The organism is Pseudovibrio sp. Ad46 (assembly GCF_001623065.1).
Taxonomy (GTDB): domain Bacteria; phylum Pseudomonadota; class Alphaproteobacteria; order Rhizobiales; family Stappiaceae; genus Pseudovibrio.
The window spans coordinates 516,020-536,102 of the sequence record NZ_LMCG01000005.1 but is presented as its reverse complement, the minus strand read 5'-3'; the positions used below and the strand labels follow the sequence as shown (position 1 = coordinate 536,102).

Here is a 20,083-nt window from a genome sequence, read left to right as displayed (position 1 = left end):
GGCACACTCCAGATCGCCTCATTACGGTCAGGCGAACTCCGGCTGTTTACTGAACGTGAGTGTTTCACCGTCTGCCGGGATCAGGAGTTTGTCACTGACACCAGACTTTTGCGCCAGATCCCGTAGCTGCGTTCGCTTTACAGGGCAATGGTTTATGGCTTCCAGATGGTTTGCGATAACTTGTCCCGGCGCTAGTCTGATGAACTCCATGATCTCATCCAGCGACATGAGGATGTCCTTGCCGATATCCAGACTTGCGTTGCCTGCTGCGACAACTGCGATGTCGGGCCTCAGGGTTTTGAGGCAGTGGCGGACATCTTTGGTGAGGACAGTGTCGCCGGAAATGTAGAGCGAAGGTGCATCGGGCAGCTCGAGAAAGTAACCCACGCCGGGGCCCATGAATCTCGCAATCCAGCCGTAGCCGTGAACCGTTGGGATTGGGGTGATGTAACCGTCGAAGAAGGGTTGGCGTTGCTCATCCTTCAGCGGCACGGTGGGAATTCCCCTTTTCCCAATGAAACTCTCATCATCCAAACGGCAGTAGGTCGGGATTTTCTTGGAGAGCAGAAGTTTCTTTGCTGCGCCATCCAAATGATCTGAATGGCCGAGCTGACAATGCGTTACCAGTGCCGCAGTAAGCCCTTCAAGGTGCTGCTGCGCACCATCAGGCAGCGGAACCATCGGATTTCTCCGGCTTTTATGTCGGATGAAGCTGTAGCTTGGCAGTGATCCAACCTTACCCAACATGGGATCAACCAGTATGCGGTGTTGCTTGTGCTCAATGATGAGGGTTGCATTGCGAAGAAAGTGAAGTTTCATCCTGACCTACTGCTCTAACCTGACCTTGGTCCGTTGATCCTAGTTTTTGGCAGGAAATTTGATATAGTCCGACTAGACACAAATCATACATAATCCGCCACATGAGATTTGAGCATGACTTCAACCATTGCGATTTTGCTGCTGGAGAACTTTCTGGGGCTCGCAGCCTTTGGGTCCGCAGACATGTTCAAGACTGCAAACCAGATTGCAGAGGTGCGTGGCGACGAGGTCATGCCGTTTCAGGTCCGGACTTACTCATTAGATGGCGAGCCTGTTCGATCTTCAAACGGTATTTTGGTGACACCCGATAGCTCCTTAGAGGAGATTTTTGCGCCTGATGTGGTGTTTCTTCCCGGCATTGGCACGACCTCAGCGCCGCAATGTACGATCAGCACAAACTGGTTCCGTGGTGTTGCTGAGCAACTTCAACGCCATTCTCAAAACGGCAGCATCATTGCTGCGAGTTGTACCAGCACGTTTCTACTTGCTGAAGCGGGACTGCTGGAGGGAAAGCAAGCCACAACAACCTGGTGGAAGCAGAAGGAATTTAGCGCGGCTTATGAAGGTGTGGAGCTGGCCGGTGATGAAATTCTCGTTGATGCAGGCAATGTCATTACCAGCGCTGCGGGCACTTCTTCTTTGGACCTTGCACTACATCTCATCAACCGGCTGGAAGGCCCTGCCCTTTCCAGATTATGTGCGCGATTTATGGTTCTTGAAGAAAACCGAGGCTTGCAGCAGCCCTTCATGATCCCGTGGCATGAAAAAACACGGGATGAGACGATTGAACGTGCGGACCAATGGGTGCAGAACAATTTGTCCTCACGCCCCCTCAAAGTACAGAAGCTTGCTGGCTTTTTGGGTATGAGCACACGCAGCCTGTTGCGGCACTTTAAGCGAGAACTGTCACTGTCTCCGCAGCAATTCATTTTGAACATCCGCTGTGAGCGTGCGAAGTCTCAGTTGGAGTATACGACGACACCAATAGCCACGATCTCTGAGGCACTGGGCTATTCTGACGAGAACGCGTTCAGACGCTCGTTCCTTTCGCAGGTTGGCGTCTCACCAGCCCAGTACAGGCAGAAGTTTCGCAGGCAAGCACCTTAATCAGCAGGTGCTTTTTCTGGCACAATTGCAATCGCATCCACTTCAAACTCAATGATTTCCGTTGCGAGGACCGGCACTGGAATGAGTGTGCTTGCTGGTGGGCTGGCACCAAAGATTTCGCGGCGCTTTTTGTTGACATAGTCCAGTCTGGACTGGTCATGATCTTTAATCAGTACGGTGATTTTCACCGTGTCTTCCACGCTGCTCCCAGCAGCTTCGAGCGCTTTGATCAGGTTGTCGAACGTTCGGTCGACCTGTTCCTCAAAGGTGTTTGATCCATCCTTGGAAATGCCCACCTGACCCGCCACATATGCGATGCGAGCACCCGGAGCGACAACGACAATCTGCGCGTACCCAGACTTAGTTGAATCTGACAGGGTGTCAGGATTGATGATGGTCTTCTGGTCAGTCTCTGCAGCCAATGCTGAGCCACTCAACAAGATTGCAGCGCACATTGCGAGGGCTTTGCCTGTGGTTTTCATGGGGCACTCATTTCCTGATTGTGTCGTTCTGTCGTAGGCGGCGTGTTGGCCAGCGGCGATTAGCTCAGCTTGCGCCTAAGGTCACTTTTTGCCGGATTTGCCTTTGGGTGGTGCTTTTGCCTTGGGCTCTACTTTGAAGCAGGCTTTCATCTTTTCAACTTCACCCTTCAGCTTCGGAATATCTGAGCGCACAGACTTTACCTTGCCGTTCTTGAGAGCGGTCTCGACCTTCTTGATCAACTTGTTTGCGGAGGCTTTGTGTTTGTTGAACTCGGCGACTTTGTCCGGATTATTCAAAGTACCCAGCTTGCCAGACAGGTTTTTGATGTTCTTTTGGGCATCCTCGACAGCAGCTTGATATTCTTTCTTCCGTTTTGCGATGTCCTCACTGTTACCAGGTCGCAAATCGAGCATCACGGTTTTGGCTTCTTCCAACTCTTCTTCAGCTTCGAGGAATTTGTCAGCTTCCAACGTCTTCAAAGTTTGATCCAGCCCATCTCTGGCTTCTGAGTAGATATCCTCAAACTCTTCGCGGGCGTTCTCATCCTGAATTTTTTCTTTTTCCTTACCCAGCTCGCCCAGTTCAGCCTTGGCAGCATCAATTTTCTCACGCAACTCGGCGTAGGCCTCTTCCGGATCTTTTGCTGCGGAGTAATAAGCTGCTTCCAGCGCATCCCTCATGAACTCAAGCTGGTCCACGGCGTCACTGATTGCGCCTCCAGCATCGCCACTGCCCATACTGGCCTGTGCTTTGTCGATATTACTATCGACTGCAACATAGGCCTGATCAAAGTGTTGGAGGTGCACCGCAAGCTCTCGGTCAAGTTTCGCCTTGCCGGCAATCTCAGATCGCCTGGCATATGTATCCTTCAATGTTTTGCGTAGGTAATTGATGTGATCCGCGACAGGCGTTTTGCCATCAATGCGCAGGTTCTCTTTGGGTTCGCGCTCAAAATTTTTCGTCGGACCAGTCCACTTGAGGTTACAAGCGCTTAGTACATTTTCCACCCAGGCTTTGACCTCTGGTGACATGGTTTGTGCGTCTACATCCGGCATTCAGCAACTCCAGACCAATGCGGTGACAGCTTAATTTCTTTGCGACCCATTATGCTTAGCTAGAAAGCTCATGCCTCCATATATGAGAGTTTGAGTGAAAACAGCTTGAAGGAGATCTCTCAAGCTTTGAGCAAACTTGAAGCGTTCACCCCATAAAAACTTGATGCTGACTTGAACAGGTGCCCCACGAAGTGGCCTGAGGTTTTGTATGACTAAAACGCGAGGAGCCTCTGAAAGATAACTCTAACGTTTGTCCTTAAGCATCTTCAAATGCGTGGAAGCCGACGGCTGAAGCGATTGGCAAAAACCCAATGCACCCGTTCATCGGACTGGTTTGGTGCCAAAGACCACATCAACTCAGGGAAACAAACATGCGACTGAAACTACTCGCAGCAGCGGTCATCGCAGGATCACTCGGCTATACCAGCCAGATCGACTTTACCGAGCTTCCAACAGGCGTGGCTCTCCTCTTTTCTGTCGGCAAAGCTAACGCCCAAAACCCTCATCTCAATCAATCAAGACGCGTATCACGGCGAACATCTCGCAGAACATCCAGACGCACCAACTATCGTCAGTCCATATCTGGCTGCAGCCCATACAATTCTTACTACAATTGTGGCGGCGTCTATTACAGACCTGTCCTTCAAAACGGCGTGACTGTCTATATCGTTGTTAATCCGTAATTTTTCTATTCTGGAGACCCCAAAATGATTAAATCACTCGGAGCTGTCTTGTTCGGTCTTGGCTTGTTGGTTGCGGCCACCGGACACAATGCGATGGCGCAGGATACAGCAGGAAAGAATGCAGCCCAAGGCGTTTTTGAAGCCTGTGAACCAGAGATAAAATCTCATTGTAAGGAAGTGACACCCGGAGAAGGTCGCATTTTTGCATGCATGTATGCCTACGAGGATAAACTCAGTAAGCAATGCTCCACTGCGATTGATGATTTCGCCGATGCCCTGGACTTTTTCTTCGCGAACGCCAGACAGGCTCTGGCAATTTGTGCTCCAGATATTGAAGCTCAGTGTTCAGAAACAGAAGTTGGCGGTGGTCGTGTTCTAACCTGCCTGAGTGAAAAGCAGGACAAGGTTGGCGCTGAGTGCAAAGAAGTGATCGAAGTCTTCAGTGAGAAGTTTGGCCTGAAAGATGAGGACTCTTGATTGCCGTAGCGTAGATTGCTGGCTGATTAGAAAAACAATTAATCAGCCAGCTCATCCACGTGAAATCTAATGAATAAAACTAACCCAACCACCATAGGCGCAATATAATTACATTAATTGACGTAATTTTAGTTGATAATAATACACGATAAATCTACCTAATCTATCATTTATGCCAGATCTTTGATGAATAATGCTTTTTGCATGTATTCACCTAAGGATATTTCGTTTTTCTGCCCCTACGTCAACTGTTAGAAAATTCACGTACGCATGATCATTACATAATGTGTGGGAGGCCATCGGTAGACGTCATTTCTACCGGTCATGAATAACTATTGTTTGTTGCCTGACCTGTGTTTTGCTCTTCTCTGATGGTCCATGAGCTTTTGAACTGGATGCTGTGACACATGAAGAACGCCAGATTGCTTATTGCGGTTGTTGCTTTCTGTTTCTCCGCTTTCGGCGTGAGAGCCTCAATGCCGGTTAATCCTGACCGGCCCTACTCAGACCCCACTTGTTCCTATGCCATTGAACGGTTGAAGGAGGCTGTGGCTGGCAGCCCCTTGCAAAGCAGCAAGGAGCAACAGCGGACTGTTCAATATGCCATTGAGCAAGTGGAACGTGCGTGCCTGGAAGATGCTGGGCGGACGGACGACCTTCCGAAGCCCCAGCGAAAATGAACTCATTCATCTGAATGTCCATTTTAAGCTGGAGAAACATAATGACAAATCTCTATGAGACCAGAGATGCCGCAGACAACGCGTCTACATCCTACCGTTTAAGGGATACGGGGCAGGATGCGCAGAGATCGGACAACAATATCTTCGAGACAGTTCAGGGCACTATTGCCAGTGACGGCGACCACGACTGGTATGAAGTTGAGCTGGTTGCCGGGCAGACTTACACCTTTGCTGCTATTGGCACTTTTGATGGCGAAAGCCGCTTGGTTGACCCTTATCTGCGCCTGCGGGATTCCGATGGGAACTTGTTGGTGGATGATGATGACGGCGGACCGGGCACGCACTCCACCATTACGTTTACCGCAGCAACCAGCGGAACTTTCTATCTTGATGTGGCGTCCTATGGTGATGAAGGCACCGGCCAGTACGGCTTGTCTGCTGTGGAAGGCGACAAAGCTTATTATGACGGCAATATGGGTGCTGGTGCCTTGCTTCGCCCTGGCCTCTCATGGAGTGGACCGGGTACAGCTGCGACAGTGACTTATGGCTTCCGTGAGAACAACAACGGGGTTGAAGACACGTTTGCGCATGTCACTGATGAGCAGATTGCAGCTATTGAGAAGGTGTTGGCCTCCTACTCAGAAATTGCCAATATCTCGTTTGATCGGGTGAACCCGGACGGATACACCGACGATGCGACCATGCTGTTTTCCAACTACAACTCCACCACGGATGGTGCTGGTGCCTATGCATACTATCCAGGTTCGCCGGACGCTGGTGAAAATGAAGGCGACGTTTGGTTGAACACGAACAGTGTTTCAACTGATGAGTTGCCAACCGGCTCTTACAGCCACTTTGCTGTGATGCACGAGATCGGCCATGCTGTGGGGCTGGCCCATCCGGGGGACTACAACGCTGGTCCGGGTGTTCGCATTACTTATGATGAGCATGCTCAGTTCCGTCAGGATACGCAGCAGTATTCTGTGATGAGCTATTTTGATGAGAGTAATGCCGATTCCAACCTCGGTTACGGCGGTTTCCCGGATACGCTCATGCCGCTGGATGTTCTGGCGCTTCAGCAGCTTTACGGGGTGAATATGACCACCCGTGCGGATGACACGGTCTACGGCTACAACTCCAATGCTGGTGGTGCCTATGATTTTTCCGAGGGCATGCCCAGCGCGGTGACCATTTGGGATGCCGGTGGTAATGACACCATCGACATGTCAGGTGCTGGTAAGGTCAACCAGATGATCAGCCTCATTGATGGCTCCTTCTCCGATGTGGGTGGTGGCCTAAGTAATCTGGCAATTGCTTACAATGCCGTTATTGAAAACGCGATTGGCAGTGGCGGTAATGACACCATCATGGGCAATGCGGCTGGCAATACTCTAGTTGGCAAAGCTGGCAATGATACGCTGCTCGGCAACGGTGGCAAGGACAAGCTGATTGGCGGAAACGGTCACGATACCCTGCGTGGTGGCTCTGGTAACGATGTGCTGAAAGGCGGTGCCGGGGACGACACTCTGGACGGAGGCTCTGGTGCGGACAAGTTGATTGCAGGTGCTGGTGACGACACGCTCACAGGCGGTTCAGGCTCTGACAACTTCTGCTTCTTCAATCTGGGAGGTGATGACACCATCAACGACTTTGAACTTGGCAGTGATCTCATCATGATCAAGAGCCGCATGGCAGAGTTTGCCAACCTCGCCATCTTTGATGATGGCGGAGATACCGTGATCACCTTTGGAACAAACTCCATTTCTCTGGTGAATGTGGATGCTGCACTCCTTGGCGAAAGCGACTTTGCTTTCGTGTAGTCAGCAGAAACTGGTCAGTGCCCTATCAACCCGGGGCACTGACTCAGTGTTTAAGAGGTCGCCTCAGCCATTGCCGGTTCCAAATGCTCTGCACCAAGCATGGCCTTAAACTGCTGAAGAGCATCAGTGGCGAGCCCGGCGGCTTCAAGAACAGCTGCTGAAAAAGATACCGGGGCCGTTCCTGGAGCGGAGATCACGCCACGATCCGAGATGGCGGATGCACTTGACTGGTAGTGTACAGCACCTTTGTAGTTTTTTGCATTTTGCTGCAGGAATTCTGCGTTGTTTGATGTGTGTCTCGCTTCATTTAGCAGACCTGCTCTGGCAAGTGCCAATGTGCCACCGCAAATTCCAGCAACAGCACCACCGCGTTCGTGGTGAGCCCTGAGCAGATCTGCGATATCCGGAGCCTGTTCAGTTTCCCAGATTGTTCCCCCAACAACGACAATAACGGTCGGTTCAAACGTTCTGATCTCATCCAGTTTACGCGAGACAATCGCAGCGAGCCCGCCTTGCGACTTCACTTCACCGACCTGAGGGGTGAAGAACTCAACCTGCATGCCGAAAAATGGGCCGCCAGTGCCAGCAATCAATGCGTATTCCCAATCAGCAAAGCCTTGGGTGAGGATCACTGCAATCTTCGTCATTTCAAATATCCTTTTGAGCAATCATCCGGGTTGATCGCCATCACTTATAATAGATTCTGTTCACTATATGTTCCAGAGACAGGATTGGCTATCCCTTTCTTATGAGAACGACAAAACAGATGCTCTTTCTTCCATATAAGCAGATTTCTTTGATCTGAACTACCACGTCAGATCCTAGGGATTTAGGTCTTGGCTGAGATGTGTTGCCCTGTGACTTCAAGTTGAGTTGGGGAGGCATAAATGGGGCAATGGAAACTTCCTGTTCAGGCTGCGATTGCGGCACTGATGATGGGGTGTGCCACGTTTGTTGCCTTTGCAATTGATGGCAAACCGCCACAGCATTATCCAGAGCTGGTCGGGCAATGGGTGGTGATCAAGAAAGATGCTGTTTACTGGCATCGGGATATCCAAAGTCAGGAGAACGGACCTTCTCATTTGCGAATAGATGAGCAAACAGGGCCGGTGCTGGAGGGAGTTTTCTTCTGGCAGGTCAGTCCCGGGTCCGGGCGAGATCATGATGGGCGGTCCGAGGTCTCAAAATCCAAAGAGCCTGTGATTGGGATGATCGGATGGGATGGCGAGTCCATTACACTTGTTGAGCACCCTGACACAGGCACTATGCAGGGGCGCATGATAAACTCTGACACAATGGAGCTGGTGCACTATGAGGCCGGACCGTATGCAACGATCTCGCGATATTTGCTCGTGCGACCTTAATTACTCCAGCCATGTTTTCAGCTTTGACTTCATGCTCATCAAAGCGCAATCAGGTTTGAGATCACCCAGGTATTCATCAGGTCAATGAAGAAGCCGCAGGTGAGTGGCACAATGAGGAATGCTTTAGGCGATGCACCAAACTGACGGGTGACGGAGGTCATATTCAACACGGCTGTAGCGGTGGAACCGAGCGCTATCCCGCCAAAGCCTGCTGCGATAACGGCTGCATCATAATCCTTGCCCATGGAGGTGAAGACGATAAAGAGTGCATAGCTAATGGCAAGCGCGATTTGCAGAGACATCACCAGTGCGACGAAGCCCATAAACTGCCAGACCACCAACAGGTCCATGGTCATCAGCGCGATGCTGAGGAAAATACCGAGGCTGATGTCTGAGATCATCGCCATGCCTTTTTCGCGGCCAACATTGTCGTAGTTGCGAAACAGCAGGCGGCCCACGTTGTTTATGATGATGCCTGCGACAAGAATTGGCACGAATACCGGAATAACGACACCAGCTTCCTGCAGGCCAAGATACATCATGTAGCCGATGAAAATTGCCATGTTTATGAAGAAGACGGCGCCCAGAACATCGTAGTAGTGCAGATTCAGCTTACCATCATCCTTGAAATTCTGCCCGACAGCTTCGTCTGTGCTAAGGGATCCTGCCAGTTTATGCCGTTTCATGAGGTACTGAGCAATTGGTCCGCCGATGATACACGCAGACACGATGCCAACAGTGTTACAGGCAATGCCGATCTCCTGCGCATTTGCGACGCCAAGTTCTGAAGCAAAAATTGGTGCCCATGCAAGCGTTGTCCCTACCCCACCGGATAGCGAGACTGACCCGGCGATGATGCCTGTGTGTACCGGATAGCCATAGACGCTGGCCGCCCCCATACCGACAAAATTCTGAACGCCAAGGAACACCGAGGAGATGATGATGAGAATGATAAGTGGTTTGCCACCTGTAAGAAGGTCACTCACCTTTGCACGAAGGCCAATTGCCGCGAAGAAGTAAATCAGAAAGAAATCAATCGGTTCTGTCGAGAATTTAAGTTTTACACCCCACCAGACCGTCAGCACAGTAACAAGAATGGCGCACAGCAATCCGCCAGCCAGAGGGTCAGGAATCGTCAGTTTGCGAAGGGCTACACTTTTTCGAACGAGCTCTCGTCCGACAAACAAAACAAGGATTGCAATTGTGATTGTCGTAAATGGATCAATCTCAATTAGCTCAGGTTGCGCACCTTCCATACGGGCCTCACTGTTCACCAGCCTTGGTTCTATCAGCATGACCTCACTTCCCGTTTAAAAGTGATCTGCGTATTTTAATCGGGGTGATCCATTTTATTTACTCTGATGCGGCAACAAAACCTTATGTATTGCGTAGATTTTCGAGAATTTCTTGTGTAAGGAAGACCTTCAATTTCAATATTACAGCGGCTCAACTGTCCCCATGACTAAACTAGACAATGAAGCACTTGCTGACGCATATAACCGGGCTCTGGATCTGGAAAAAGCAGGCAAGTTTGACGAGGCTGCTGAGGCCTACAAAGCAGTTCTGGAGTTAGATCCGGAAGATCATGGTGGCGTGGCCGTTCGCCTGGCAAGTATGGGCAAAGGAAATGCGCCGCTCAAAGCGCCGGATGCTTATGTGAGCACGCTGTTTGATCAGCATGCCGAAGTGTTCGACATGGTTCTGGTGGATCAGCTTGGCTATTCCGTTCCACTGATGGTGCGTGACAAGATTGAAAAGCTGGAACTTGGCTCCTTCAAACGTTTGCTGGACCTTGGTTGCGGGACTGGCCTTTCCGGCGAAGCCCTGAATAACCTGGTACCCCATAAAACCGGCGTGGACATTGCCGAGGGGATGGTTGAAGTTGCGGATGAGAAGGAAATCTACGACGACCTTTACGTGGGTGAAGTGGTTGAATTTCTCAAGGTTGAGGAAGAAGAGCGCTGGGACCTCATCGTCGCGACTGATGTGCTGCCCTACATGGGCGAGCTGGAAGAGTTTTTCGCCGGTGTAGCGGACAACATTGAAGCCAATGGTGTCTTTGCATTTTCCTCTGAGACACTTCCTGCAGAGGAGTTAGGCGAGCAGAACTTCATGGTGGGCAAGTACCATCGGTTTGCACATGCTGAGAGCTATGTTCGGAACTTGCTGGAGAGCAGTGGTTTTACCATTCTTGATCTTTCGCCAATCACCGTTCGCTTTGAACAGGGTGAACCAGTTCCGGGTCATCTGGTTATTGCAGCCTACAAGAAGAGCTGAGGGCGTAAAAATAACTAGATAAAGTCAGGTGACTATTAATTGTTAAAATTGTATTAATGTCGCGAATGACTTAGTTTTCCCCCTAGGAAATAAGCGTGCAGTTCTATAACTTGCACAACCGTAGATACGTCCGTCACATACGCGGAGCAACATGGGTGCCCATGACCAGTCTTAATATCAATGGCAGATCAATTGATGCCAAGCTTGGTGAAACACTTCTAGAAGTCGCTGAGCGTGGTGGACTAGCTTTGCAGTGTGACTGCGGGAATAGCACTTGTGAAAGCACGCGTGTTACTGTGATTTCCGGTGAGGTGGAAGCCAATGGCTCTCGACTGAAAAGTACCGTTCTTGCTTGTAAGGCAACGGTTGCTGGCGATGTTGAGCTGAAGCTGCCCGCATCCTCTGAATTGCAGTCGCTTAAGGGGCATGTCTCTGCAGTGCGGAAGGTTTCGGATGACCTTTTCGAACTGCGCCTGAGCTTTACCAAGCCGATTTCATGGCGTCCGGGCCAGTATTACCATGTTGAGTTTCGTGGTCAGGAGCGGGTGAACCTGTTTGCCAGTTTTGCTCTGGATGCCGGGACTGAGTTCAATACGCTGATCTTCCTCATAGAACGGGCCAACACCCCTGATCTCTTCGCAATGCTTGCGAAGAAGGGCGATGTGAAGGGGCGGGTTGGCATCACCGGTCCTTATGGCTCTTCCTTCCTTGGGCATGATGACGAGCCGCTGATTATGGTTGCCGGACCGAACAGCCTACCTCCGATCTGGGCGATGGCTTTGAGTTCTGCCATGGGGCAGCCGCGCCGTGAGAAAGTGCTCATTCTGGATCAATCCCTGAAGCAGGACCAGTTTCAGCAGGTGTTTAACTGGCTAAACCGCCGCGGCATACAGCCAACCTTTGCGGACTTGCAAGGTGATGGCGCAGCTGAAACCCTGCAGGTACTGCTGCCAGATCTGACCGAGTTTGACATGGCTTATATGGCTGGTTCACGCGATTTCATTGCCGGCCTTGAGCATGTTTTCATAGATGCGCAAGCCACTTACGGACGCATTCCAAACTTTCAACCGTGGGATGATGCAGTCGAGCAAGTTGATGGCTCCACCGCGATGGAACCTGCTGAGTGACGATTTAGCCTGCGGCTTTCTTGGTCAGTTTTGAGTTGTTGACCTGCGCTTCCAGCGTGACGCCGCGTGCTTCTTCCAGCATCCAGAAGAGCGCCTGATTGGGAGGTGCAGGCTTGCCAAAGTAATAGCCCTGCGCTTCAGAACATCCCATTGCCGTCAATTGCTCTGCGATCTCTTTGCTTTCAACGCCCTCTGCTGTTGTTGTGATGCCGAGGCTGTTTGCAAGATCGATGACGGAGTTGACGATGAAGCGGGAATCATCATCTTCAGTCATACTCATCACGAAAGACCTATCAACTTTGATCCTGTCAAAGGGGAAGCGGCGAAGTGTACTCAGTGAAGAGTAGCCTGTTCCGAAGTCATCCATGGAGATCTTAACGCCGATTTGTTGCAGCTTCGCCAGAGTCTGACGTACGCGCAGATGATCTGCCAGTAACACAGTTTCTGTCACTTCCAGTTCAAGCCGTCCGGGGTCCAGACCCGTACGAGCCAGCACATCATCAACAACGGGTAGTAGCTGCTCGCAGTAAATTTGACGTGGTGACAGGTTGACCGCCAAGTTCACCCGCTTGGGCCAACCGACAGCCAGAGAGCAGGCTTCATCCAGTACCCATGCCCCGATTTCCAGAATCAGACCTGTTTCTTCTGCCAGGGGAATAAACTCGAATGGTGAGATGAAACCGTAGCGTGGGTGGTTCCAGCGCAGTAGTGCTTCAAACCCCGAGATTTCGCCGGTTGCCAAGATGACCTGTGGCTGGAAATAAACCTCCAGCTCCCGATTTGCAGTGGCTTTGTAGAGATCGGTGATCAGGGTCTGACGCTGCTTGATTTTGGCAGCCATATCATCTTCGAAGAAGCGGAAGGTGTTTCGACCGTCATTTTTGGCCTGATACAAGGCAAGGTCGGCAAAGCGGATAAGCTCATCCACGTTTTGATATTCCTTGCTGAATGTCGCGATACCGACACTCGCGGCGACCACGATTTCATGTCCTTCGAGGAAACATGGAGAAGCGATGACTTTCAGTACTTCTTTGGCAAGCTGTTCCAGATCTTCACGAGAAGCAGGCAATTTAGACAAGATCGCAAACTCATCACCGCCGAGACGGGCGACCATCTCTTTGTTAGCCACCTTTTCTCGCAGGATTTTTGCGACATGGCACAAGAGCTTATCGCCAACTGCATGACCCAATGAATCATTGATGGTCTTGAACTCATCAAGGTCCAACCACAAAATGCCGAAGTGCTCATCTTGTGCCAGAGCAGCTTGTTTCATCTCTTGCAAGCGCTCATTCATCAGCAAACGATTGGGCAGTTTGGTCAAGGCATCGTGCGTTGCGAGATAGCTCAGGTGATCACTGATGCGCTGCCTGTCGGTGATGTCTTCGAAGATCGCAACCCAGCCGCCGCCATCTTGCGGTTCCAGCGTCATCAAGATGACCTGCTCACTTTGCAAAGTGAGTGTAAATGTGCTGCGAACGGTACTCGGCCAGTGTTGTTGTGCGACGGAGTTTTCGCCATCATCCTGCAAAAACTCCTGGGCCAGAGGCATACATTGGACCATTTCATCCCATGTCATGCCAATTTTACCTTCGCCTTGTTCACAAGCGAAGATGTCATCAAAGCGCTGATTGAACACAATCAATCTTTTCTGTGTATCGAACATACACAACCCATGGGACATATTGTTCAATGCAGCGTCGAATAACGTATTCTGCTTCACCAATTCCTGTTCTTTTTTGCGCAATTCCTTGTTCTTGCGCTGGATATTGAGGCGCAAACTGTCACGCTCCCGAGCGGAGGCCTGGAGCACTTTAACAGCGCGGGCGATCTCACCGACTTCATCCATCCTTCTGGTGCCCTCTACCCGCACATCAAAATTACCGCCCGCCACATCAGAGAGGGCATCTGCGATACGCTGCAGTGGCTGGGACATTTTGCGGGAAACAAACAAGGCTACGATGAAGATGATAAGACAGGCGGTAAAGCCCAACACAATAAGCCGCTGGAAAGTCTGAGCGCTGGTCTCTTCGCCCACATTGCGTAGGCGTTCCTGCGCGTCCAGCAAGACTTCCAGTGGCTTGAAGGCGCAAATCACGAGCGGTGATGGACCGTTGTCGCAGTACTCGAATGCAGTGTTCAGGATCTTAAGTTTACGCAGGTTTTCAGGCATTTGCAGCGCTTCGACCGGTGCATGTGGCGAGGCACCAACCAGCTTGTCCTGATAGAAAATCGCAATCTCGGCACCTGAGATTTTGCTGTATTCGTCAATCACACCAGAGTTGAAGGGAAACCACCGCTGCGCCACCAAGGCTCCACGCCACTGGGTACCCGGGTCGATGAGTGAGGAATAAAGGACCTGAGAGACGCCTGCATCAGGCTCCCCCGGCAATAACGGGCCAAATTGGGTGGCTGGAAGAAGCGTGTATCGGACGGCTGGACCTGTGCCCGTGGACGGCGTCCAAACAGTGCTAAGCGACTGTTTCAGATGAACTTTGAGGAGTTGCTTCTGGATCAGCCCCGGATCAGCGCGCTTGGATGCTCCGACGATCTGGCCACGGTAGTTCAGCAGGATAATGGCATCAAGCGGCGTGCCTTCCTGCACCAGTGACAGGATGTTCACATCCCCTGCCCAGACGCGTGTTTCTGCAGCTTTTACGATGTCACCGCGCTCACCAATGGCAGAAAGGCTTGCTGCTGTTTCGGATAGCTGAGACTGAATACGGTGTCTCACCAGCGCTACGTCACGCTCAAGCGTGGTGGAGAATTGGTTTACGGCGATCTGGGAGAGCTGTTCGCTTTGGAGTTGGAGCGTTCTTTCCCACTGAATTACAACGAGAAATGTCAGCGCAAAATAAGATAGAGCAATGGCGACAACAGAGATGATTGCTAGTTTAAGAGAAATTGAGTGCCGGACTCGTCTCATAGAAATTGCCTGCGCCGAACAGTTTGCTATTCGCCAAATGAACAAAAACCTCGTGCGTGAGGGCACAGAGGTCTCATGAACAAGGCCTGATTGTCGCGAAACTGTCTTAAGCAGGCGTGAGCACTACCAAACTATGAGTTTTGTCGGTTAATGCTCACGAAAGCAGGTTGGTTAAATGCACTTTAATTGCATCGTACTAGGCAGAGAGCTCTAGTTTTCTCTCAGCGTTCACCTCAACGCTTGTCCTAATTTCGTCTGCGTTTTCAATAATCTGCGTCAAGTTGATTGCATCCAACTCTTCCATGAAAGAGTTCAGCGCATGCTTCAGCTTGCCTTTGAAACGGCAGACACCCGATAACGGGCATGGTTTGGCGGGATTGCATGCAAAGCACTCCACCAGTGCGAAGTTATCTTCAACATTCCGGATGAGTTTGCCGATGTTGATGGAAGCTGGCGCATGAGCAAGCATCAGACCACCCAATCGCCCTCGTCTGGATTTGATGTAGCCCTTCCGGTTTAAGATCTGCACGACCTTGGCGACCTGAGGACGCCCGCTGTTGGTTGCCTCAGACAAGCGGTCAATTGTCCACTTATCGCTCCGGTTGACAGCCATGAGCATCAGTATGCGTACCGCTACATCTGTCATCCCAGTTAATTTCATAGGTACCTCGACCTTACTCTAAAGCTGAAATTGCTTCATCGAATTACAGTTAATAAAAACATTTGGGGTATTATTTTTATTGATTGACACCGGTCATATACTACAAAAGAGCAGTACTCACATGGGAACATTGATCTCCATCAAAAGTTATCAAAATATAAATACAATTACCAACTACACACATCCAAACCATTACGCTGGGTCAATTAGAATCTACATTCTATACTTAGCGTAAATAACTTTTTTTGCGTTTTTTTCTTTCGTGACCCCAATATTTCCTTACGTAATAACTGAAAGAAACGAAAACTATGATTTATTAAGCATGGATTTTTAATGAGCGAAACTATCGATGATCGATTGACGTATCACTGTATATCTTCAGCGGAGTTGGAAGAACTTGGAAACTCCCAGGATATCATCATGGCGATCATGCCGGAGGTCTTGGATGAGTTTTATAGACACATTCGAAACTTTCCTGAGACCATGAAGTTTTTCAAGAATGAAGAGCACATGCGTCATGCGCGGGAGAAGCAACATGAGCATTGGCGGCTCATATGCAGTGGAAAGCTGGATGATGACTATGCACAGTCTGTGCAGCGGATCGGCAGAACGCATCAACGGCTCGGCCTGACACCGCAATGGTATATCGGAGCTTACAGCAGGTTGGGAACGTTGCTCAGCGCAGCTCTTCTTGAGCAGTCTGGTGGCGGCTTATTCTCCCGTTCAAGCCGACCAAGCAAGAACCTGCCTCGCATCCTCAACAAGGTCATCTTGCTTGATATGGACCTTGCGCTGGCGGTTTATGACCAGACCGGGGAAGAGGCGCGTCAAGAGTTTCTGACGGACCTTGCAGAGCATTTTGAAGGATCCGTGGGCCAAGTCACGTCTTCCATTGCCAGCGCTGCAGATCAGCTACATGGGTCTGCAGTTTCTCTTTCCGGCAACTCAGAGCACACCAACGAGATCAGCTCCAGCGTGGCGGCAGCGTCTCTGGATGCCTCTCAAAACGTGGAGGCGGTGCGCTCTGCAACTGAGGAACTGGGGACTGCCATTTCCGAGATTGCTGAACAGGTTCATAAAACAACGATTACAGCCTCCAACGCGACACTCGCATCCACAAAGGCCTTCCAGCAGGTCAATCATCTGTCCCAAGTGGCAATCGAGATTGGTGACATTATTGATTTAATTACTCAAATATCAGAGCAAACCAATCTGCTCGCCCTCAACGCAACCATTGAAGCAGCGCGTGCCGGTGAGTTGGGCAAAGGCTTTGCTGTGGTTGCACACGAGGTGAAGTCGCTTGCTCAGCAAACAGCAAATGCAACTGTGCAGATCAGCGATCAAATCTCTGGGATTCAGGAGAGCACAAGCGAGTCCAAAGAGGCGATCTCTGAGATCAAAGAGATCATTGAAGAGATGAATGACAGTGCAAATGCCATTGCCAGTGCGGTTGAACAACAAGGCATCGCAACGCAATCCATTGCCGTGAACATCAAAGATGCTGCATTGGGAACCACGCAGGTGTCAGATAGCATCGGCCAGGTACAAAAAGCGGCGGATGAAACCGACAAAACCGCTTCAGGCGTGCTGGATGCTGCACAAATTTTATCCAATCAGGCTGCTGACCTGCGTTCGTCGGTTGGCACGTTCCTCGGCAACTTGAGATAGAAAGCCTTCGCACTTGCGTTAGCTGCACTACGAAAAACTGGTGTTTGTCCTTCAACCAAAAGACAAACACCAGTGCTCTGCATACTCTGAGAAATTTAAACGACATTCTTCATGAATTCAGTATTTTACAGTTTTAACGGACACCTTACGTAAAATGCATTTATTTCATTCAGGTCACATTTGCAGTGCAACACTTCCCTAAAACTAAATAGGACAAAAGATTTACAACATATAATAGAATCTTACTTGGTATTAACCTTTGGTTTAAAAACCATAAGTCGAATTGCGATTCATTATACTACCGAACTAGGCTTTCCTTTGCGTGAGCTGACGTAACTGTTTCTGGTGAACAAGGAATGGTGAACGCGGCAGGTTCTTAGGAGGACGGGACCTCTATCACGTCAATTCGGGCATTTTGCCTTTCGGGAGGATTTCATGAGCATTATTCGTAGGCCGATGAATCGGCGTAGCCTATTGAAGGCGGGAGCAGCCAGTGGTCTGGTTCTGGCGACCCCAACTATTATCAGCCGCAGCGCCTGGGCTGAAACCAATTTCCGCAATGACCCAACCAATTCCAAAACAGTCACTTTCGGTTTCAACGTGCCACAAACAGGCGCCTATGCTGACGAAGGCGCTGACGAGCTGCGTGCTTATCAGCTGGCCGTCAAGCACCTGAACGGTGAAGGTGACGGCGGTATGCTGAGCACCATGAAGCCGCTTTCGCTCAATGGTAACGGCGTTCTTGGCAAGAAAGTTGACTACGTCACCGGTGATACTCAAACAAAGTCTGATGCGGCTCGCGCCTCTGCAAAGCGCATGATCGAAAAAGACGGCGTTGTCATGTGGTCTGGTGGCTCGTCTTCCGGCGTGGCGATTGCACAGCAGTCTCTGGCGCAGGAAATGGGCGTCGTATTTATGTGCGGTCTGACCCACTCCAACGACACCACCGGCAAGGACAAGCGACGTTATGGCTTCCGCCACTTCTTCAACGCTTACATGTCCGGTGCAGCTCTTGGCCCTGTGCTTGAAAAAGAGATGGGTAAAGACCGTCGTGCTTATCACCTGACAGCTGACTACACATGGGGTTGGACACAGGAAGAGTCCATTGCCAACACCACAGAAGGCCTTGGCTGGGAAACCGTCAACAAAGTCCGCACTCCATTGGGTGCTGGTGACTTCTCTCAGTACATCGCACCTGTTCTGAACTCTGGTGCTGATGTGTTGATCCTGAACCACTACGGTAAGGACATGATCAACTCGCTGACCCAGGCTGTTCAGTTTGGTCTGCGTGACAAGCTTGTAAATGGCAAGAACTTTGAGATCATCGTTCCGCTGTACTCCCGCCTTATGGCACAGGGTGCAGGCGAAAACATCAAAGGCATTTACGGCACAACCAACTGGAACTGGTCTTTGCAGGACGAAGGTTCCAAGGCCTTTGTTAAGTCGTTCGGCCAGGAATATGGCTTCCCACCATCCCAGGCTGCACACACCTGCTACGTTCAGACACTGCTTTATGCAGATGCGTGTGAACGTGCGGGCACCTTCAATCCAGCAGAGGTTATCAAGGCTCTGGAAGATCACCAGTTCGACGGTATGGGTAACGGCCCAACTCTTTACCGCGGCTCTGATCACCAGTGCTTCAAAGATGTGCTGGTTGTGAAAGGTAACGAGAACGCGACTTCCCAGTTTGACCTTTTGGAAGTTGTTGAAGTGACGCCAGCTTCCCAGGTCACGTATGACCCAGAGATCTTTGGTGGCGAGCTTGGACCTTACAAGGTCTAACAGCACCGTTTGCCCGGCTGCAGTTTCTTGCAGTCGGGCAATGGCTCCTGCTTGAACCACTGATGTTCCGCATTGGATGCCTTGCACCTTCTCACGAATTTAAAGGGAGAAGAGCGGATGGACGCCATCGTTCTTCAAATTCTCAACGGCCTTGATAAGGGCGGTGCCTATGCTTTGATTGCGCTTGGGCTAACGCTTATCTTCGGTACGCTTGGAGTTGTGAACTTCGCCCATGGGGCCTTGTTTATGCTTGGCGCATTTTGTGCCGTAGCTTTCAATAAACTGATCGGCCTTGAGCAGGTTGTCGTCGATCCTACCAAGACCACGGCCTGGGGTACGCCTTTGGAAACCCGTGTCCCTTACATCGAGGTTTGGCTGGGTGACACTGGCACGACGATGCTCAACTACTCCGTTCCATTGTCTATCGCATTTGCCATTCCGGTCATGCTGCTGGTTGGGTATGTGATGGAACGTGGTTTGATCCGCCACTTCTACAAGCGCCCACATGCTGAGCAGATCCTTGTGACCTTTGGTCTGGCCATTGTTTTGCAAGAGATCATCAAAACTTATTTCGGGGCAAACCCTATTCCGCAATCTGCACCGGACATGGTGCGCGGCGCGATGGACCTGGGCATTTGGATCGGCTTTGATCCGGGAACTGTCGTTTATCCGCAGTGGCGCATTGTGTATCTGTTCTTCTCGCTTAGCGTGATTGGCGGGGTCTTTGCCTTCCTGCAGTTCACCACCTTTGGCATGGTCGTTCGCGCTGGCATGGCTGACCGCGAAACTGTTGGCCTTCTTGGCATCAACATTGAGCGTCGCTTTACGCTGGTCTTTGCTGTTGCTGCCGTCGTCGCAGGTCTTGCTGGCGTTATGTACACGCCGATCCTTCCACCAGATTATCACATGGGTATGGACTTCCTTGTGCTGTCCTTCGTGGTGGTGGTCGTGGGGGGCATGGGCTCTCTGCCCGGTGCGGTATCTGCTGGCTTTCTGCTGGGCATCTTGCAAAGCTTTGCGAGTATGAATGAGGTGAAGACCATTCTGCCGGGTATCGACCAGATCATTATCTATCTTGTTGCAGTTATTATTCTTCTGGTTCGTCCACGTGGACTTATGGGCCGTAAAGGTGTGATGGAGACCTGAGCCAATGATGA

18 protein-coding genes are annotated in these 20,083 nt (G+C 50.7%); 11 read left to right on the top strand and 7 right to left on the bottom strand.

Annotated elements, in window-relative coordinates; translation table 11 throughout:
• Positions 1-27: 27 nt before the first annotated feature.
• A complete protein-coding gene (locus PsAD46_RS04065) occupies positions 28-819 on the bottom strand; it encodes an MBL fold metallo-hydrolase (RefSeq protein ID WP_082831146.1) in 792 nt (263 codons plus the stop codon).
• A 114-nt stretch (positions 820-933) separates the two neighbouring features.
• On the opposite strand from PsAD46_RS04065, the gene PsAD46_RS04060 reads away from it, so the two are divergent.
• The gene (locus PsAD46_RS04060; RefSeq protein ID WP_063306166.1) at positions 934-1,926 is read left to right on the top strand and encodes a helix-turn-helix domain-containing protein; all 993 of its coding nucleotides are present in this window, start codon (positions 934-936) and stop codon (positions 1,924-1,926) included.
• On the opposite strand, the gene PsAD46_RS04055 is transcribed toward PsAD46_RS04060, so the two are convergent.
• Positions 1,923-2,408, bottom strand: coding sequence for a RidA family protein (locus tag PsAD46_RS04055; RefSeq protein ID WP_063286643.1), 486 nt, complete (start codon positions 2,406-2,408; stop codon positions 1,923-1,925). The two genes, PsAD46_RS04060 and PsAD46_RS04055, sit on opposite strands and share 4 nt — an antisense overlap.
• An 81-nt stretch (positions 2,409-2,489) precedes the next feature.
• A complete protein-coding gene (locus PsAD46_RS04050) occupies positions 2,490-3,464 on the bottom strand; it encodes a hypothetical protein (RefSeq protein WP_063294126.1) in 975 nt (324 codons plus the stop codon).
• A gap of 371 nt (positions 3,465-3,835) precedes the next feature.
• Between PsAD46_RS04050 and PsAD46_RS27540 the strand changes: the two genes are divergently transcribed.
• From PsAD46_RS27540 to PsAD46_RS04035, 4 genes are all read left to right on the top strand, one after another.
• Positions 3,836-4,147: a hypothetical protein gene (locus PsAD46_RS27540; protein WP_063300249.1), complete on the top strand. Its 312-nt coding sequence runs from the start codon at positions 3,836-3,838 to the stop codon at positions 4,145-4,147.
• Between the two features lie 24 nt (positions 4,148-4,171).
• Positions 4,172-4,624, top strand: coding sequence for a cysteine rich repeat-containing protein (locus PsAD46_RS04045; protein WP_057461724.1), 453 nt, complete (start codon positions 4,172-4,174; stop codon positions 4,622-4,624).
• Between the two features lie 407 nt (positions 4,625-5,031).
• Positions 5,032-5,304, top strand: coding sequence for a hypothetical protein (locus PsAD46_RS04040; RefSeq protein WP_082830561.1), 273 nt, complete (start codon positions 5,032-5,034; stop codon positions 5,302-5,304).
• 41 nt (positions 5,305-5,345) lie between these two features.
• Entirely contained in the window at positions 5,346-7,124 is a 1,779-nt protein-coding gene (locus PsAD46_RS04035; protein WP_153040671.1) for a M10 family metallopeptidase C-terminal domain-containing protein, read from the top strand.
• A 50-nt stretch (positions 7,125-7,174) separates the two neighbouring features.
• Here the strand turns inward: PsAD46_RS04035 and PsAD46_RS04030 are convergent, their stop codons facing one another.
• Positions 7,175-7,771 carry a DJ-1/PfpI family protein gene (locus tag PsAD46_RS04030; protein ID WP_063304394.1) on the bottom strand — a complete coding sequence of 199 codons (597 nt, stop codon included), beginning with the start codon at positions 7,769-7,771 and terminating at the stop codon, positions 7,175-7,177.
• 240 nt (positions 7,772-8,011) lie between these two features.
• Between PsAD46_RS04030 and PsAD46_RS04025 the strand changes: the two genes are divergently transcribed.
• Positions 8,012-8,488 (top strand): hypothetical protein, encoded by a 477-nt coding sequence (locus PsAD46_RS04025; protein ID WP_063304393.1) that lies wholly within the window; start codon positions 8,012-8,014, stop codon positions 8,486-8,488.
• 38 nt (positions 8,489-8,526) lie between these two features.
• On the opposite strand, the gene gltS is transcribed toward PsAD46_RS04025, so the two are convergent.
• Positions 8,527-9,783, bottom strand: coding sequence for a sodium/glutamate symporter (gene gltS / locus PsAD46_RS04020; protein WP_208980861.1), 1,257 nt, complete (start codon positions 9,781-9,783; stop codon positions 8,527-8,529).
• Between the two features lie 163 nt (positions 9,784-9,946).
• On the opposite strand from gltS, the gene PsAD46_RS04015 reads away from it, so the two are divergent.
• Together PsAD46_RS04015 and PsAD46_RS04010 are read left to right on the top strand one after the other, a co-directional pair.
• Positions 9,947-10,765, top strand: coding sequence for a methyltransferase (locus PsAD46_RS04015; RefSeq protein ID WP_063294132.1), 819 nt, complete (start codon positions 9,947-9,949; stop codon positions 10,763-10,765).
• A 161-nt stretch (positions 10,766-10,926) separates the two neighbouring features.
• Positions 10,927-11,892, top strand: coding sequence for a 2Fe-2S iron-sulfur cluster-binding protein (locus tag PsAD46_RS04010; RefSeq protein ID WP_063304391.1), 966 nt, complete (start codon positions 10,927-10,929; stop codon positions 11,890-11,892).
• A 4-nt stretch (positions 11,893-11,896) separates the two neighbouring features.
• Here PsAD46_RS04010 and PsAD46_RS04005 read toward each other — a convergent pair whose 3' ends face one another.
• Positions 11,897-14,815: an EAL domain-containing protein gene (locus PsAD46_RS04005; RefSeq protein ID WP_063286634.1), complete on the bottom strand. Its 2,919-nt coding sequence runs from the start codon at positions 14,813-14,815 to the stop codon at positions 11,897-11,899.
• 196 nt (positions 14,816-15,011) lie between these two features.
• Positions 15,012-15,476, bottom strand: a complete 465-nt coding sequence (locus PsAD46_RS04000) for an Rrf2 family transcriptional regulator (protein WP_208860038.1) — start codon at positions 15,474-15,476, stop codon at positions 15,012-15,014.
• Between the two features lie 333 nt (positions 15,477-15,809).
• On the opposite strand from PsAD46_RS04000, the gene PsAD46_RS03995 reads away from it, so the two are divergent.
• From PsAD46_RS03995 to PsAD46_RS03985, 3 genes are all read left to right on the top strand, one after another.
• On the top strand, positions 15,810-17,144 hold the full coding sequence (locus PsAD46_RS03995) for a globin-coupled sensor protein (RefSeq protein WP_084404321.1): 1,335 nt from the start codon (positions 15,810-15,812) through the stop codon (positions 17,142-17,144).
• A 435-nt stretch (positions 17,145-17,579) separates the two neighbouring features.
• Entirely contained in the window at positions 17,580-18,926 is a 1,347-nt protein-coding gene (locus PsAD46_RS03990; RefSeq protein WP_181952049.1) for a substrate-binding protein, read from the top strand.
• Positions 18,927-19,043: 117 nt separating this feature from the next.
• Positions 19,044-20,072 carry a branched-chain amino acid ABC transporter permease gene (locus PsAD46_RS03985; RefSeq protein WP_057461714.1) on the top strand — a complete coding sequence of 343 codons (1,029 nt, stop codon included), beginning with the start codon at positions 19,044-19,046 and terminating at the stop codon, positions 20,070-20,072.
• The last annotated feature ends 11 nt before the right edge of the window (positions 20,073-20,083 follow it).

What these genes read in the sequence shown, in the direction of transcription:
- PsAD46_RS03995 (WP_084404321.1), top strand. Translation starts at nt 15,810, where the DNA reads ATGAGCGAAACTATCGATGATCGATTGACGTATCACTGTATATCTTCA.
- PsAD46_RS27540 (WP_063300249.1), top strand. Translation starts at nt 3,836, where the DNA reads ATGCGACTGAAACTACTCGCAGCAGCGGTCATCGCAGGATCACTCGGC.
- PsAD46_RS04010 (WP_063304391.1), top strand. Translation starts at nt 10,927, where the DNA reads ATGACCAGTCTTAATATCAATGGCAGATCAATTGATGCCAAGCTTGGT.
- PsAD46_RS04015 (WP_063294132.1), top strand. Translation starts at nt 9,947, where the DNA reads ATGACTAAACTAGACAATGAAGCACTTGCTGACGCATATAACCGGGCT.
- PsAD46_RS04000 (WP_208860038.1), bottom strand. Translation starts at nt 15,476, where the DNA reads ATGAAATTAACTGGGATGACAGATGTAGCGGTACGCATACTGATGCTC.
- PsAD46_RS04065 (WP_082831146.1), bottom strand. Translation starts at nt 819, where the DNA reads ATGAAACTTCACTTTCTTCGCAATGCAACCCTCATCATTGAGCACAAG.
- PsAD46_RS04050 (WP_063294126.1), bottom strand. Translation starts at nt 3,464, where the DNA reads ATGCCGGATGTAGACGCACAAACCATGTCACCAGAGGTCAAAGCCTGG.
- PsAD46_RS04040 (WP_082830561.1), top strand. Translation starts at nt 5,032, where the DNA reads ATGAAGAACGCCAGATTGCTTATTGCGGTTGTTGCTTTCTGTTTCTCC.
- gltS (WP_208980861.1), bottom strand. Translation starts at nt 9,783, where the DNA reads ATGCTGATAGAACCAAGGCTGGTGAACAGTGAGGCCCGTATGGAAGGT.
- PsAD46_RS04005 (WP_063286634.1), bottom strand. Translation starts at nt 14,815, where the DNA reads ATGAGACGAGTCCGGCACTCAATTTCTCTTAAACTAGCAATCATCTCT.
- PsAD46_RS04045 (WP_057461724.1), top strand. Translation starts at nt 4,172, where the DNA reads ATGATTAAATCACTCGGAGCTGTCTTGTTCGGTCTTGGCTTGTTGGTT.
- PsAD46_RS04025 (WP_063304393.1), top strand. Translation starts at nt 8,012, where the DNA reads ATGGGGCAATGGAAACTTCCTGTTCAGGCTGCGATTGCGGCACTGATG.
- PsAD46_RS04035 (WP_153040671.1), top strand. Translation starts at nt 5,346, where the DNA reads ATGACAAATCTCTATGAGACCAGAGATGCCGCAGACAACGCGTCTACA.
- PsAD46_RS04030 (WP_063304394.1), bottom strand. Translation starts at nt 7,771, where the DNA reads ATGACGAAGATTGCAGTGATCCTCACCCAAGGCTTTGCTGATTGGGAA.
- PsAD46_RS04055 (WP_063286643.1), bottom strand. Translation starts at nt 2,408, where the DNA reads ATGAAAACCACAGGCAAAGCCCTCGCAATGTGCGCTGCAATCTTGTTG.
- PsAD46_RS04060 (WP_063306166.1), top strand. Translation starts at nt 934, where the DNA reads ATGACTTCAACCATTGCGATTTTGCTGCTGGAGAACTTTCTGGGGCTC.
- PsAD46_RS03985 (WP_057461714.1), top strand. Translation starts at nt 19,044, where the DNA reads ATGGACGCCATCGTTCTTCAAATTCTCAACGGCCTTGATAAGGGCGGT.
- PsAD46_RS03990 (WP_181952049.1), top strand. Translation starts at nt 17,580, where the DNA reads ATGAGCATTATTCGTAGGCCGATGAATCGGCGTAGCCTATTGAAGGCG.